This window comes from Streptomyces sp. NPDC004721 (genome assembly GCF_053601495.1).
The window spans coordinates 101,811-116,460 of the sequence record NZ_JBSGBZ010000022.1 but is presented as its reverse complement, the minus strand read 5'-3'; the positions used below and the strand labels follow the sequence as shown (position 1 = coordinate 116,460).

Genomic DNA, 14,650 nt, shown 5'->3' with positions numbered 1-14,650 from the left:
CTCCTTCCGGTCGGGTGTGCACGGTGGGTCGCGGGTCCCCGGTCAGGGCGCGGTCAGCGGCTCGTACGTGCCCGGGGCGCGGTCGCGGTAGAACTGCCAGCGGTCGCGGACCTCGCGCAGCTTGGCCAGGTCCAGGTCGCGCACGACCAGTTCGGTGTCCTTGTCGCTCGCCGGTTCGCCGACGAACTGCGCCTCCGGGTCCACGAAGTACGAGGTGCCGTAGAAGTCGTTGTCCCCGTACTCCTCGACGCCCACCCGGTTGATCGCGCCGACGAAGTACTCGTTGGCGACGGCCGCCGCCGGCTGCTCCAGCTGCCACAGGTAGCCGGACAGTCCGCGCGAGGTGGCCGACGGGTTGAAGACGATCTCGGCGCCGGCCAGTCCGAGGGCCCGCCAGCCCTCCGGGAAGTGCCGGTCGTAGCAGATGTAGACGCCGATCCTGCCCGCCTTGGTGTCGAAGATCGGCCAGCCGCTGTTGCCGGGCCGGAAGTAGAACTTCTCCCAGAAGCCCTGGACCTGCGGTATGTGGGTCTTGCGGTACTTGCCGAGGTAGGAGCCGTCCGCGTCGATCACGGCGGCGGTGTTGTAGAGGACGCCGGGCTGCTCCTCCTCGTACATCGGCAGTACCAGGACGATGCCGAGTTCCTTCGCGAGCGCCTGGAAGCGCCGGACGATCGGGCCCTCGGGGATCTGCTCGGCGTACGCGTAGAACGCGGGGTCCTGGACCTGGCAGAAGTACGGTCCGTAGAACAGTTCCTGGAAGCACAGCACCTGGGCGCCCTGCGCGGCCGCGTCGCGGGCCGCCTGCTCGTGGACCTGGATCATGGATTCCTTGTCGCCGGTCCACGCGGTCTGGAAGAGGGCGGCACGGATCACCTTGCTCATCGGGACCTCCACTCGCTGGATGTGCCGGGAGCGTAGAAAGCCGGCGGCTCCGCTTTGAGGTGCACCGTGTCACGTCTGCGGGGGCGGGGCGTGCCACCGTGTCACTCCGGGTCCGTCCCATGTCTCACCGCCATTCTCCCGGCCGTTCTTCCGGCTCACTCCTGTTGCGCGTCGTGCGCGAGGAGCGCGATGTGCACCGAGGCGGCCTGTTCGAAGTCGTCGAGGTCCACCCCGAGGCACGCCTGTATGGACTCCAGGCGGCGGTAGAGCGCGGGCCGGGAGACGTGGTGGAGCTGGGCGGTGCGGGACTTGTTGCGCCCGGTGGCGAGGTAGGTGCGCAGCACGGACAGCAGGTCGTCGTCGGCCCGGCGCAGCAGTCCGTCCAGCTCCCGCTCCGCGAAGGACTGCACGTGCGGGTCGTCGCGCAGCAGCCGGACCAGGCCGCGCAGGTGCACGTCCTTCAGGCGTACGACGGCCGGGAGGTCCAGGGCGTCGGCGGAGTCGGCCACGGCCCGGGCGACGTGCCGGGCCTCGCGCAGCCCGGCGGGCACGTCGTCCCAGACGGTGCGGGCCTCCGCGGCGGCGACGACCGTGCGGTCCGCGCCGGACCCGTCGCGCAGCCGGGCCGCGAAGTGCTCGGTGAGGGCATCGGCGTCCTGGTCGCGGGCGAGGCTGAGCAGCACGGCGGTGGCGCCCTCGGCCAGCTCGGCGACCAGCCCGGGAAGGCCCAGCAGCCGCAGCAGCCGGTCGAGTCCGGCCACGTCGCCGTCCGGTACGGCCAGTGGTACGAAGCTGCGCCGGTTGACCGGCAGCCCGGCGGCCCGTGCCCGGGGCAGCAGCTGCCGGGCCGGTACGGCTCCGCCGACGAGGTCGGTGAGCAGGCTCTGCGCGGACTGCTCCTCCCAGGAACAGCCGGCGTTGCCGCCGAGCATGCGGTGCAGGACGAGGGCCTCGGCGGCGCGGTCGGCCAGCAGCCGTCCGGTGGCGCTGTCGCCGCGGTGGCCGCACAGCACGATCCGTCCCCACCGTTCCCCGCGTCCGCCCAGTTCGGCGCGGATCCAGCCGTCGCCCTGGCCCGCGCCGGCCTGCCGGGCGATGCGTTCCCAGTCCCGCAGCACGTCGTCGACCGCCGACCGCTCCCCCGCCGTGGCCAGGACGCGGTGGGCGAGGTTGGTGACGACGACGGGGCAGGCGCTGTGCTGGGCGATCTCGTCGAGCAGTGCCTGGAGCGGGGCGCCCACCGTGATCAGCGCGGTGAGGGCGGTGCGTACGGCCTCCGACAGGCTGACAGAGGCGAACTTGCGCCGCACCAGCCGGGACTGGACCTCCTCGGTCAGCTCGGCGAAGGGGAAGGGGCGGTGCAGGACGACCAGGGGCAGCTGGCACCGCTCGGCGGCCCGGCGCATCACGTCCGGCGGCGTGGGAAAGGCCCGGCCGAGGCCGAGTACGACGGCCGCGGCCTCCGCGCGGTGCAGGGAGCGGATGTACTCGGCCTGCTTCTCCTCGTCGCCGGCGAGCAGCACGCCGGTGGTGAGGACCATCTCGCCGCCGGTGAGCATCACGCCGACGTCGGCGGCCTCGGCGACGTGCACCCAGCGCACGGGCCGGTCGAGGTGGCCGGCGCCGGCCACCACCTCGGGCTCCCCCGCGAGCACCCGCTCCAGGGTGAGCACCTGGCGCACCGACAGAGCGGGTTCCGGCGGGTTCCAGGAGGCCGGGGGTGTGTCCGAGGCGGTGGTCATGGCGACGTTCCCCTCTTTGTGCGGTTCGGTCCACCTCCGGGGCGCTAGCGCCCCGACAGGCAACGTTCGCCCCGTCGCCGAGAGCACGCACCGGACGCCACTCCTTCACGGGCAAACGTTGCCTGTCGCGGCACTAGTACGCGGCGCGCAGCGCGCTCTCCAGGATCGCGGCGCCCTCCTCGGCCTCCGCGACGGTCAGGGACAGCGGCGGGGCGATGCGCAGGGCGCTGGTGTTGTGTCCGCCGCCCTTGCCGATGAGCAGGCCGCCCTGCCGGGCCGCCTCCAGCACCGCGGTGGCCGCCTGCGGGTCGGCCTCGTCCGTCCCGGGCCGGGTCAGCTCGACGCCGATCATCAGTCCGCGTCCGCGGACCTCGCGCACGCCGGGCAGTTGGGCGGCGACGGCCCGCAGCCGCTCGATGAGGAGTCCGCCGACGCGCCGGGCGTTGCCCTGGAGGTCGTGTTCCAGGAGGTAGTTGAGGTTGGCGAGGCCCGCGGCCATGGTGAGCTGGGTGCCGCCGAAGGTGGAGATGCTGTTGGCGTCCAGGCAGTTCATGATCTCGGCGCGGGCGATCACCCCGCCGATGGACGTGCCGTTGCCGATGCCCTTGGCGAAGGTGACGATGTCGGGCGGCCCACCGCGCGCGTGCGCCTGCCAGCCCCAGAAGTGGTCGCCGGTGCGGCCCCAGCCGGTCTGCACCTCGTCGGAGATCCACAGGATGCCGTGCTCCTGGAGCACCTCCCGGAAGGCGGCATACAGGCCGTCGGGCGGGGAGGTGAAGCCGCCGACGCCCTGGACGGGTTCGGCGATCAGCGCGGCGGGCGGGCGGGTGTGGCCGAGGAGGTCCCTGAGGTCCTCGACGCAGGCGTCGATGAACTCGGCGTCGCTCAGGTGGGCGAAGGGGCCTCGGGTGCGTACGCCGCCGTGTACGTAGAGCGTCTGGAGCGGGGACAGGGAGGTCGGGGACCAGCCGCGGTTGCCGGTGATGCCCACGGCGCTGAAGGAGCGGCCGTGGTAGCTGTTGCGCATGGCCAGGATCGTGTTGCCGCGCCGGTAGGTGGTGGCGAGCAGCAGGGCGGTGTCGTTGGCCTCGGTTCCGGAGGTGGTGAAGAACACCCGGGCGTCCGGGATCCCGCTCAACTGGGCGACGCGCTCGGCGAGTTCGACCATCGGGCGGTTGAGGTAGAGCGTGGAGGAGTGGATGATCCGGCCGGCCTGCTCGCTCACGGCCTTGGTGACCTCGGGCAGCGCGTGCGCGGTCATGGTGGTGAGGATTCCGCCGAAGAAGTCGAGGTAGCGCCTGCCGTCGGCGTCCCAGACATGGCGGCCCTCGCCGTGGGTGATCTCGATCGGGTCCTCGTAGTAGAGCGCCAGCCAGTCGGGCGCGACGGCCCGGTGACGGTCATACAGGTCGCTCACGGCTGCACCAGCCCTTCGTAGGCGTCGGGGCGGCGGTCGCGGTAGAAGGCCCACTGCTGCCGCACCTCTTCGATGACGTCGAAGTCGAGGTCGCGGACGAGGAGTTGCTCCTTGGAGTCGTCGGCGACGTCTCCGACGAACCGTCCGCGGGGGTCGACGAAGTAGCTCGTTCCGTAGAAGTCGTTGTCGCCGTACTCCTCCCGGCCGACGCGGTTGATCGCGGCGACGAAGTACTCGTTGGCGACGGCGGCGGCCGGCTGTTCCAGCTGCCACAGGTAGGCGGACAGGCCGCGGTGGGTGGCGGAGGGGTTGTAGACGAGTTGGGCGCCGTTCAGGCCGAGCTGCCGCCAGCCCTCCGGGAAGTGGCGGTCGTAGCAGATGTAGACGCCGACCCTGCCGACGGCGGTGTCGAAGACGGGCCAGCCGAGGTTGCCGGGTTTGAAGTAGTACTTCTCCCAGAAGCCCTTGACCTGCGGGATGTGGTGCTTGCGGTACTTGCCGAGGTAGCTGCCGTCGGCGTCGATCACGGCGGCGGTGTTGTAGTAGAAGCCGGACTGCTCGACCTCGAACACCGGGACGACGATCACCATGCCGGTCTCGCGGGCGAGTTCCCGCATGCGCCGCACCGTGGGCCCGTCCGGCACCGGCTCGGCCCATCGGTAGTGCTCCGGCTCCTGGACCTGGCAGAAGTACGGCGCGTTGAAGACTTCCTGGAACCCGATGATCCGGGCACCCTGACGGGCCGCCTCTCGGGCGTGCTCCTCGTGTTTGGCGACCATGGACTCGGTGTCGCCGGTCCAGGTGGCCTGGACCAGGGCCGCACGGACGACGTTGGCCATGAGCTGCTCCTTCGACGTACGTCAGAGCCTCTACGCCCGTAGAACAGGCCTAGAGGCACGAACGTAAGCCTCTTCTCGTGGCTTGCCAAGACCATTGTCGTCAACCCGCGAAGTCGATCGTGTTTCGCACTCCGGTGGGCGAGCGCGTCGGCCGGCGGGAAGGGCGTCACGACGGGGCCGGGACCGGGGCACTCACCCTGGCCAGCAGCTCGTGGGGCGCCGTCGGGCCGGCCTGGAGCCCGGGAAGCAGCAGCAGCCACAGGGCGGCCAGGCGGTCCTCGATCAGCAGGCGGTCGTCGAGGACGTCGGAGAGCGTGTGCAGGCCGAAGAAGGCGGCGACCAGGGTGGGGGCGTCCCGGCCGGGCTCCGCCCCGGGGGCCAGTCCTCCCTCGCTCCGGGCGGCGGCGAGCATGCGTTCGACGGTGGCGATCCAGTCCACGAACGGCGGGGGCATCTCCACGTCGATGGACCGCCGCTCGGCCCACAGCCGCGCGCCGGCGCGTACGACGACGTCGTCACGGAACGCCCGGGCCACCGAGAAGCTCAGCCGCACCAGCCTCTCCAGGGCGGGCTCGGGCACCGACTCGTGCTGTGCGACCAGGGCCGGCCAGGCGGCGAAATGCGCCGTGACGACGGCGAGGGCGAGCTGTTCCTTGTTGGTGTAGTGGAAATAGATGGCCCCGCTGGTACGCCCGGACCGTGCGCTGATGTCGGCGATGCTGGTCCCCGCGTAACCTCGTTCGAAGAACAGGTGAGCTGCTGCCTGCAATACGGCTCCGCGGGTTTCCTCCGCCCGTTCCTGCACGCGTCTCCCTCGTCCGTAGGTGCGTCGCGAGGAGGAATCTATCGGCCTTTGCCGCCCGGCCGGGAGAGCCCAACATGCGAAACTCTTAATAGTCTTATTAGCATTTTTCCATGGACTCCGGATCGCGCACGCGGGATTCCCGCACCCCGTCGACCGGGTCCGGCGACCCCACCGCCCTTTCCCCTCCTTCCCGCCCTTCCCGCCCTTCCCTCCCTTCCCTCCTTTCCCGCCCTTCCCGCCCTTCGCGCCCTTCCCCGCTCGGCCGGTCCCGGACGGTCGAGCGCGAACTGGTCCACCGGACCTCGGTGGCCGAGGTGTTGCTGACCGACGTCCGCCCCCACGGTCCGCTCTCCTTCCGCGCCGCCGCCGCGTGGCCGCGCTCGCACCCCACGTTCCCGCGCGGACGCGACGACCGGCACAGCCCCTGGATGATCGTCGAGACCCTGCGCCAGCTCGGCATCTACATCCCGCTGCGCCACCTGGACGTGCCCCGCACCGCCCGCTTCCTGATCGACGACCTGTCCTACGCCCTGGACGTGGACGCGGAGCCCACGGCACCGCACGGGGCCAGCGAGGTCACCTGCCTGGTGCGGGTGGGCGGCCTGCGCACCGACCACGGCGGGAACGTGCTGACCGGGCTGCGCATGCGGGTCGACTTCCTGGCCGGCCGGCGGCCGTTCGCCCGCGCGGCGGGCGGGGCGCGGTTCCTTGACGCCGAGCGCTACGACCGGCTCAGGACCGGCGCCGCCGCGGCCGGGCCGTCCGGAGCCGGGCCGCGGCCCGAACCCGCCCTGCTGGGGCTGGCGTCGGAGTCGGACGCCGTCGTCGCCGTGGCCGGCGAGGAGCTGCTGGTGTGCCCCGCCGATCCGCGCCATCCGTTCCTGTTCGACCACGGAACGGACCACGTGCCCGGGACGGCCCTGCTGGAGGCGGCACGGCAGGCGATCGCCCTGCGCAGCGGAGGGCGGCTCGTGCGGCCCGTCGCCTGCCGGATGTCGGCCCTGCGGTTCACCGAGCACGCCCCGCCCGCCGTCATTGACTGCTCCGCCCGGGGCCGCACCGGCGAATTCCTTTTCCGTCAGGGCGGCACCACCACGGCCGAAGGCGTATTGCGATACCCGTGAGGTGTCACCCACACGTGCGTATTGCGGCAGTGAATATCCGCGACCGGTCAAGTGGAGCGTAACGTTCATTATGTTTCCGGTTCCGGATGAATTCCCGGAAACCACGCAGTGCGGTGCGTGTGACTGCCACACCCCTCAACCACCCCTGTCCGCCTGCGACTTCACGCTGCTTTGACACGCGTGACGAACGGCAGGCGCCGACGTCCACGACCGGCGGATCGCGCCGCCCTCCGGCAGGTCCGTCCCGCGCCAGAGAACGGCAAGAGCACATGGCCACACATCACATGTTCGACCTCGACTGGACCCCCGAAGCCGTCGTCTTCGACTGCGACGGCACGCTGGTGGACTCCGAACAGCACTGGCAACAGGCCCGGGTCAGCGTCCTGCGGGACTTCGGCTGCGAACCCGGCCCGGACTTCACGGAACGCGCGAAGGGACTGCACTACACCGAGTGCGGCGCCCTCATGGCACGCGTCGCCGGGAGGCCGGACGCCGCCGAGGAGATGACCGAGCGGCTGCTGACGACCTTCCGCTCCCTCGTCGCACGCGAGCCGGTGGCCGCGCGCGGAGCCAAGGGGCTGGTGACGATCCTGAGCCGGGTCGCACCGCTGGCCGTGGCCAGCAACTGCCCCGCCGACGTGGTGGAGTTCTCCCTGGAATCGGTGGGCTTACGGCACCACTTCCGGCACATCGTGGTGCCCGACGAGGAGGTCCGCCCCAAGCCGCACCCCGGCACCTACGCGGAGGCCGTGCGCCGCCTGGGGGTGGCCGACGGCAACACGCTGGCCGTGGAGGACTCGGTCAACGGACTGAAGGCCGCGGCGGACGCCGGCCTCCGAGTGGTCGGGGTGGGCCCGCGACCGGGCCCCGAGGCCGCCGCCCTCGCCGACCTGTGGGTGGGCGCGCTGGACAACGCGGGCCTGATGGCCTGGGCGGCCAGCCGCCCCAGAACCGTCCGGCTCAGGACCGGCACCCCCGGCGTGGCGCCCGGCCGCCCCACGGTTCCGCCCCCCGGCGGCCCCAGCCGGTCCGGCACCACGTCCGCCCCCTGAGCCCCGTACCGCCCGCGGTGGTCCACCCCGCGCCGACGGCCACCGCGGGTGGTGCGGACGGTCACACCCCGGCCAGTGCGCTCCGCTCCGCCAACTCCTCCATGGACAGCCCCAGCACCCGGGCCAGCGCGGCGATCGTGAAGAAGGCCGGGGTCGGGGCCCGGCCTGTCTCGATCTTGCGCAGCGTCTCGGCCGAGATGCCCGCGCTCGCCGCGACCTGAGCCATGCTGCGTTCGCCGCGCGCCGCGCGCAGCAGGCGGCCGAGCCGCTCGCCGCGCTCGCGCTCCTCGGGGGTCAGGGGGGTGCGCACCATACGGGCATCCTACCGCGATTCAAATACCGGTATAGTAATTGGCATGGTGGAACTGAAGACGGACACGTCGATCGACGCAATGTACGAGGCCGGCCAGGTCGTGGCACGGGCCCTGACCGCCGCACGCAAGGCCGCCGGCGTGGGAGTGTCCCTGCTGGAGCTGGACGAACTGGCCCACGACGTGCTGCGGGCGGCGGGCGCGGCCTCGCCGTTCCTCGGCTATCGGCCCTCCTTCGCCCCGACCCCCTTCCCCGCCGTGCTCTGCGCCTCGGTGAACGACGCGATCGTGCACGGGATCCCCACGAGGTACCGGCTGCGCGACGGCGACCTCGTCTCCCTGGACTTCGGCGCGAAGCTCGGCGGCTGGGCCGGCGACTCGGCGATCAGCTTCGTCGTGGGCCGGCCGCGCCCCGCGGACCTGCGGCTGATCGAGACCGCCGAGCGGGCGCTGGCCGCGGGTATCGAGGCGGCCGTGGTCGGCAACCGCATCGGCGACATCGCCCACGCCATCGGCTCGGTGTGCCGCGCGGCGGGCTACGGCATCCCGGACGGGTTCGGCGGCCACGGCATCGGCCGCCAGATGCACGAGGACCCCGGCGTCCCGAACGAGGGCCGGCCGGGCCGGGGCCTGCCCCTGCGCCACGGCATGGTCCTCGCCATCGAGCCGATGCTGATCGCCGGCGGCACGGACGGCTACCACGCGGCCCCGGACGGCTGGACCCTGTGTACCGACGACGGCTCCCGCGCGGCCCACGTCGAGCACACGGTGGCGATCACGGAATCGGGCCCGCGCATCCTCACGGAACGGTAGGGCCACCGCTCAAGGGGCGCGGGGCCGTATCGAGGTGCGGCTCCGCCGCGCGGGCGCGACCAGCCGCGACGCACCCGCAGCCACACGACGGCACAGTGCCCGCGACCGGCGGCCGCTCCGTGTGCCGTCCGCAGGAACTCGTGCCATCGTGGCATGAACGACCCCCACACCGGTTACCCGGCGGGAGCCACTGTCAGCGAAGGAACGGACAGCGATGACCAGCGGCTTCAACGGCCCGGAGGGCGACCGCGACCGCGACCCCTTCGGTGAACTCTTCGCCCGCTTCTTCGGCGGACCGCGCCCCGGCCCCCGGCAGATAGACATCGGCCGGCTGCTGAGCCAGCCCGCCCGGGAGCTGGTGCGGGGCGCGGCGCAGTACGCCGCGGAGCACGGCAGCCGGGATCTGGACACCGAGCACCTGCTGCGGGCCGCGCTCACCACCGAGCCCACCCGCAGTCTGCTCAGCCGGTCCGGTGCAGACCCCGACTCGCTCGCGACGCAGATCGACGAGCGGGCCGGCCCCGTGCAGCATCCGCCGGGCGAGGCGCCGCCACCGACCTCCCTCTCGCTCACCCCGGCCGTCAAACGCGCCTTCCTCGACGCGCACGACATGGCTCGGGCCAGCGGCGCCGGTTACATCGGTCCGGAGCACGTGCTCAGCGCGCTCGCCGCGAACCCCGACTCGGCGGCCGGGCACATCCTGAACGCGGCCCGGTACGCCTCCTCCGGCCTGCCGCCCGAAGCCCCGGACGCCGCCACGCCGCCCGGGACGGAGCGGCAGCGGTCCACCTCGACACCGACCCTGGACCGGTACGGGCGCGATCTCACCGAACTGGCCCGGCAGGGGCGCATCGACCCGGTGATCGGACGGGAGCAGGAGATCGAGCAGACCATCGAGGTGCTCTCCCGGCGGGGCAAGAACAACCCGGTGCTCATCGGTGACGCGGGCGTCGGCAAGACCGCCATCGTGGAGGGTCTGGCGCAGCGGATCGCCGACGGGGACGTGCCCGACGTCCTGACCGGCCGGCGGGTGGTGGCCCTGGACCTGACGGGCGTCGTCGCGGGCACCCGGTACCGGGGCGACTTCGAGGAGCGGCTGAACAACATCGTCACCGAGATCCGCACCAACTCCGAGCGGCTGATCGTCTTCATCGACGAGCTGCACACCGTCGTCGGGGCCGGCGCGGGCGGCGAGGGCGGCGCGATGGACGCGGGCAACATCCTCAAGCCCGCCCTCTCCCGCGGCGAGCTGCACATCGTGGGCGCGACGACGCTGGAGGAGTTCCGGCGGATCGAGAAGGACGCGGCGCTCGCCCGCCGGTTCCAGCCGATCCTGGTGCCCGAGCCGTCCGTCGCGGACGCGCTGGAGATCCTGCGCGGGCTGCGCGACCGCTACGAGGCCCACCACCAGGTGCGGTACACCGACGAGGCGCTGGTGGCCGCCGTGCAGCTGTCCGACCGCTATCTGACGGAGCGCCGTCTGCCGGACAAGGCGATCGACCTGATCGACCAGGCCGGTGCCCGGGTGAAACTGCGGGCGCGCACCAAGGGCACCGACGTACGGGCCATGGAGCGCGACGTCGAGCAGCTCACCCTGGACAAGGACCAGGCGGTGGCGGACGAACAGTACGAGCAGGCCACGCAGTTGCGCGACCGGATCACCGAGCTGAAGCAGCGGATCGGCCAGGCCACCGGCGGCGGCGAGGCCGACGAGGGGCAGCATCTGGAGGTCACCGCGGAGGCCATCGCCGAGGTGGTGTCGCGGCAGACCGGCATCCCCGTCAGCAGCCTCACCCAGGAGGAGAAGGAGCGCCTGCTCGGCCTGGAACTGCACCTGCACCGGCGGGTCGTCGGCCAGGAGGAGGCCGTGAGCGCGGTCTCGGAGGCGGTGCTGCGCTCCCGCGCCGGGCTGGCCAGCCCGGACCGGCCGATCGGGAGCTTCCTGTTCCTCGGCCCGACCGGCGTCGGCAAGACCGAGCTGGCCCGGGCGCTGGCCGAGGTCCTGTTCTCCAGCGAGGACCGCATGGTCCGCCTGGACATGAGCGAGTACCAGGAGCGGCACACCGTCAGCCGGCTGGTGGGCGCCCCGCCCGGGTACGTCGGTCACGAGGAGGCCGGCCAGCTCACCGAGGTGGTGCGCCGGCACCCGTACTCGCTGCTGCTGCTCGACGAGGTGGAGAAGGCGCACCCGGACGTCTTCAACATCCTGCTCCAGGTGCTCGACGACGGGCGGCTCACCGACTCCCAGGGCCGCACGGTGGACTTCACCCACACCGTCATCGTGATGACCAGCAACCTCGGCTCGGAGGCGATCACCCGGCGCGGTGCCGGCATCGGGTTCGGCGCGGGCGGCGCGGAGGCGGACGAGGAGGCGCGGCGCGAGCAGATCCTCAGGCCGCTGCGCGACCACTTCCGGCCCGAGTTCCTCAACCGGATCGACGAGATCGTCGTCTTCCGCCAGCTGACCGCCGAGCAGTTGCGGCAGATCACCGACCTGCTGCTGGAGAAGACGCGCCGGCTGCTGCACGCGCAGGACGTCACGGTCGAGTTCACCGAGGCGGCCGTCGACTGGCTCGCCCGGCGCGGCCACCAGCCCGAGTACGGCGCCCGTCCGCTGCGCCGCACCATCCAGCGCGAGGTCGAGAACCAGCTCTCCCGGCTGCTCCTGGCCGGCCGGGTCCGCGAGGGCGGCCGGGTCGTGGTGGACGCGAAGGACGACCGGCTCACCTTCGACCCCCAGAACAAGGAGCCCGCGCCTTCGCCCACGGAGTGAACGGCGTGAACGGCCGGGGCCCGCTCTCCCTTCCAGGAGGCGGGCCCCGGCCGTCGTCTCAACGGGCCCGGGTCACGGCGACGGATTCACCACCATCGCCGAACCTCCGCCCCGGCGCACCTTCTCCGCGGCGGCCAGCCACCTGCCGTCCGGCAGGCTCTGGACGCCCGTGGCGGCGCCGATCTCGGGATTGAGCTTGAACGAGTGGCCGATCGCCTCCAGCTCCTTCTTCAACACGCTGTCGTAGAGGGCCGGTTCGAGTTCGGTCTGCGCGGCGTTGCGCTGGCTGGCGCGCGGCGCGGCGATCGCGTCGACCAGGGACTGGTGCCGGTCGAGGAACCCGGTCAGGGTCTGCAGCACGGTCGTGATGATGGTCGCCCCGCCCGGCGAACCGAGCGCCACCACCGGCCGGTTGTGCCGGTCCAGCACGATCGTCGGCGAGATCGACGAGCGCGGCCGCTTGCCCGGACCGGGCAGGTTCGGGTCGTGCACGGCCGGGTTGGCCGGGGCGAAGGAGAAGTCCGTCAGCTCGTTGTTGAGCAGGAAGCCCCGGCCGGGCACGGTGATGCCGCTGCCGCCGGTCTGCTCGATGGTGAGGGTGTAGGCGACGACGTTGCCCCACCGGTCGGCGACCGTCAGGTGCGTGGTGTTCTCGCCCTCGTACGTCGTCGGCGCGGCCGTGCCGCCGCGGGAGCAGGCCACCGGGTGGCGCGGGTCGCCGGGTGCGAGCGGGCTGGTGAGGACCGCGTCGTCCTTGATCAGGCAGGCGCGGGAGTCGGCGTACTTCTGCGACAGCAGTTGCTTCGTGGGCACGTTCTCGAAGGCGGGGTCGCCGACCCAGCGCCCGCGGTCGGCGAAGGCGATACGGCTCGCCTCGATGAAGTGGTGCAGGTACTGGAACTCGCTCGCCGTCGAAAGCTCCGTGCGCTGCAGGATGTTGAGCGCCTCGCCGACGGTCGTGCCACCGGAGGAGGAGGGCGCCATGGAGAACACGCGCAAGCCCCGGTACGAGGTCTGCGTGGGCACCTGGAGCTTGGCGCGGTAGGCCGCGAGGTCCTTGGCGGACAGCTTGCCCGGGCGGGCGTTCCAGCCGGACTTCGGGTCGACGGGCGGGTGGTTGACGGTCTTGAGGATGTCCTTGCCGAGGTCGCCCCGGTAGATCGCGCCGACGCCCTTGGCGGCCAGCTCCTGGTAGGTGCGCGCGAGGTCGGGGTTCTTCAGGGTCGAGCCGACCTCCGGCGGCTTTCCGCCGGGCAGGAACAGCTTGGCGGTGTCGGGGAAGTAGCGGAAGCGGGCCTCGTTGGCGGCGGTCTGCGAGCGGAAGGTCTCGTCGACGGTGAAGCCGTCGCCGGCCAGCTTCTCGGCCGGCTTCAGGACCGCGCCCAGTCCTTTGGTGCCCCAGTGGTCCAGCGCCGTCTGCCAGGTGGCGGGCGTGCCCGGGGTGCCGACGCTCAGACCGCTGCTGACGACGTCGTTGAAGGCGAGCGGCTTGCCGTTCTCCATGAAGAGCGTCGAGTCGGCGGTCAGCGGGGCGGTCTCGCGGCCGTCGATGGTGTGCACCGTGCGGGAGCGGGCGTCGTAGTAGACGAAGTAGCCGCCTCCGCCGATGCCGGCGGAGTAGGGCTCGGTGACGCCGAGGGCGGCGGCGGTGGCGACGGCCGCGTCGACGGCGTTGCCGCCCTGCTTCAGCACCTCGATACCGGCGGCGGAGGCGTCCGCGTCGACGCTGGCCACGGCGCCGCCGTAGCCGGCCGCCACAGGGACCTTCTCGACCGTTCTCGGCTTGGCCTCCGGCTGGGCGGTGGGCGGGGCCGCGGCCCCCACCGACACCACGGCGGCCGAGACCGCCAGAGCCGCCAGTTTCCGTGCGACAGGACGACGCATCCGCACCTCCACGCTGATTGTGGTTCGGTTGCCTGATCGTTCGCGCAGCTTAATTCATTGCCATGCTCCCGTCAGGCCGACAGGGCCAGTCGGGTGTCGAACAGGGGTGCGCAGGACCGGCTACCATGCGCGGCCATGAACGACGACGTGCGCAACATCGTCCTGGGAGTGGCCGCGACAGGGGTCAGCGCCGCGTTCGGCTGGCTGGCCCGCACCTATCTGTGGCGGCGCAGGCTGCGTCGCAAGCAGGCGTTCTTCGGGCTGCCCGACAACGCCGAGTCGCTCCTGGTGGTCAACCGCGACCCGGCGACGGCGGAACTCGCGGTGCACCGGTTCGACGTGTTCGCCCTGCTCGAACTCGCCGCGCTGATCAAGAGCTGCGGCGCGAACGTCCAGATGGTCACCCAGGACACGATCCATCAGGGATTCGGCGAGCGCACGGAGTTCTGCGTGGGGGGCCCGGGGTCGAACCGGCGGATGGTGGCGCACATGTCGGCCATGCTGCCGGGCGTGCGGATGAACACCGACCGGGAGCCGGGCCCGGACCAGTGCGCCTTCCGGATCGGCACCGAGCACTACCGCATGGACTCGGGCGTCACGGAGTACGTGCTGCTGGCCCGTCTCACCGCGGGCGAGCGCGGCGGCAGCCGGCCGGTGTTCCTCTTCTGCGGCCAGCGCGCGATCGACAACCAGGCCGCGACCCGCTACCTGGCCCGCAACCACGAGCGGCTGTACCGCAAGTACGGCAACGGCTCCTTCGTGCTGTTGCTGAAGGTGATCAACTCCCAGGCCTACGGCCCGGACGTGGTCGAACTCGTCGCGGACGTGACCCGCGCGGCACGGGCTCCCCTGCCGGAACCCGAAGCCGAACCCTCAACAAGCGTTACCAGCACGTAACTTAGGGCGGCGCCTACGGCGAGCCGTCCGGTGTGGATCCGGGTCGAGCACAACCCGTCCGGCGCGCAGCTGACCTTCCCCTCGTCGGCGGACGACCCGTCATATCGG

12 protein-coding genes are annotated in these 14,650 nt (G+C 72.0%); 5 read left to right on the top strand and 7 right to left on the bottom strand.

What is annotated here, in order from left to right:
* Positions 1–42: 42 nt before the first annotated feature.
* From ACWEK3_RS21575 to ACWEK3_RS21555, 5 genes are all read right to left on the bottom strand, one after another.
* Positions 43–885: a nitrilase-related carbon-nitrogen hydrolase gene (locus ACWEK3_RS21575; RefSeq protein WP_450539696.1), complete on the bottom strand. Its 843-nt coding sequence runs from the start codon at positions 883–885 to the stop codon at positions 43–45.
* Positions 886–1,040: 155 nt separating this feature from the next.
* Entirely contained in the window at positions 1,041–2,627 is a 1,587-nt protein-coding gene (locus tag ACWEK3_RS21570) for a PucR family transcriptional regulator (protein ID WP_453250354.1), read from the bottom strand.
* 133 nt (positions 2,628–2,760) lie between these two features.
* Positions 2,761–4,044, bottom strand: coding sequence for an aspartate aminotransferase family protein (locus ACWEK3_RS21565; RefSeq protein ID WP_453250353.1), 1,284 nt, complete (start codon positions 4,042–4,044; stop codon positions 2,761–2,763).
* On the bottom strand, positions 4,041–4,883 hold the full coding sequence (locus ACWEK3_RS21560) for a nitrilase-related carbon-nitrogen hydrolase (protein ID WP_141356879.1): 843 nt from the start codon (positions 4,881–4,883) through the stop codon (positions 4,041–4,043). Before ACWEK3_RS21560 ends, ACWEK3_RS21565 begins: the two co-directional genes overlap by 4 nt.
* 166 nt (positions 4,884–5,049) lie before the next feature.
* Complete coding sequence (locus ACWEK3_RS21555) at positions 5,050–5,688, bottom strand: ScbR family autoregulator-binding transcription factor (protein ID WP_450539690.1); 639 nt, start codon at positions 5,686–5,688, stop codon at positions 5,050–5,052.
* Positions 5,689–5,798: 110 nt separating this feature from the next.
* On the opposite strand from ACWEK3_RS21555, the gene ACWEK3_RS21550 reads away from it, so the two are divergent.
* Positions 5,799–6,812: a ScbA/BarX family gamma-butyrolactone biosynthesis protein gene (locus ACWEK3_RS21550; protein ID WP_453250352.1), complete on the top strand. Its 1,014-nt coding sequence runs from the start codon at positions 5,799–5,801 to the stop codon at positions 6,810–6,812.
* Positions 6,813–7,081: 269 nt separating this feature from the next.
* A complete protein-coding gene (locus ACWEK3_RS21545) occupies positions 7,082–7,864 on the top strand; it encodes an HAD family hydrolase (protein ID WP_453250351.1) in 783 nt (260 codons plus the stop codon).
* A gap of 61 nt (positions 7,865–7,925) precedes the next feature.
* On the opposite strand, the gene ACWEK3_RS21540 is transcribed toward ACWEK3_RS21545, so the two are convergent.
* Positions 7,926–8,177 (bottom strand): helix-turn-helix domain-containing protein, encoded by a 252-nt coding sequence (locus ACWEK3_RS21540; RefSeq protein ID WP_361412138.1) that lies wholly within the window; start codon positions 8,175–8,177, stop codon positions 7,926–7,928.
* 43 nt (positions 8,178–8,220) lie between these two features.
* On the opposite strand from ACWEK3_RS21540, the gene map reads away from it, so the two are divergent.
* A complete protein-coding gene (map, locus tag ACWEK3_RS21535; RefSeq protein ID WP_450539684.1) occupies positions 8,221–8,988 on the top strand; it encodes a type I methionyl aminopeptidase in 768 nt (255 codons plus the stop codon).
* 214 nt (positions 8,989–9,202) lie between these two features.
* On the top strand, positions 9,203–11,761 hold the full coding sequence (locus ACWEK3_RS21530; RefSeq protein WP_450539682.1) for an ATP-dependent Clp protease ATP-binding subunit: 2,559 nt from the start codon (positions 9,203–9,205) through the stop codon (positions 11,759–11,761).
* Positions 11,762–11,833: 72 nt separating this feature from the next.
* Here the strand turns inward: ACWEK3_RS21530 and ggt are convergent, their stop codons facing one another.
* Positions 11,834–13,645, bottom strand: a complete 1,812-nt coding sequence (gene ggt / locus ACWEK3_RS21525; protein ID WP_450539680.1) for a gamma-glutamyltransferase — start codon at positions 13,643–13,645, stop codon at positions 11,834–11,836.
* Positions 13,646–13,780: 135 nt separating this feature from the next.
* Here ggt and ACWEK3_RS21520 point away from each other — a divergent pair, with 135 nt between their 5' ends.
* A complete protein-coding gene (locus ACWEK3_RS21520) occupies positions 13,781–14,542 on the top strand; it encodes a hypothetical protein (RefSeq protein ID WP_450539678.1) in 762 nt (253 codons plus the stop codon).
* Positions 14,543–14,650: the final 108 nt, after the last annotated feature.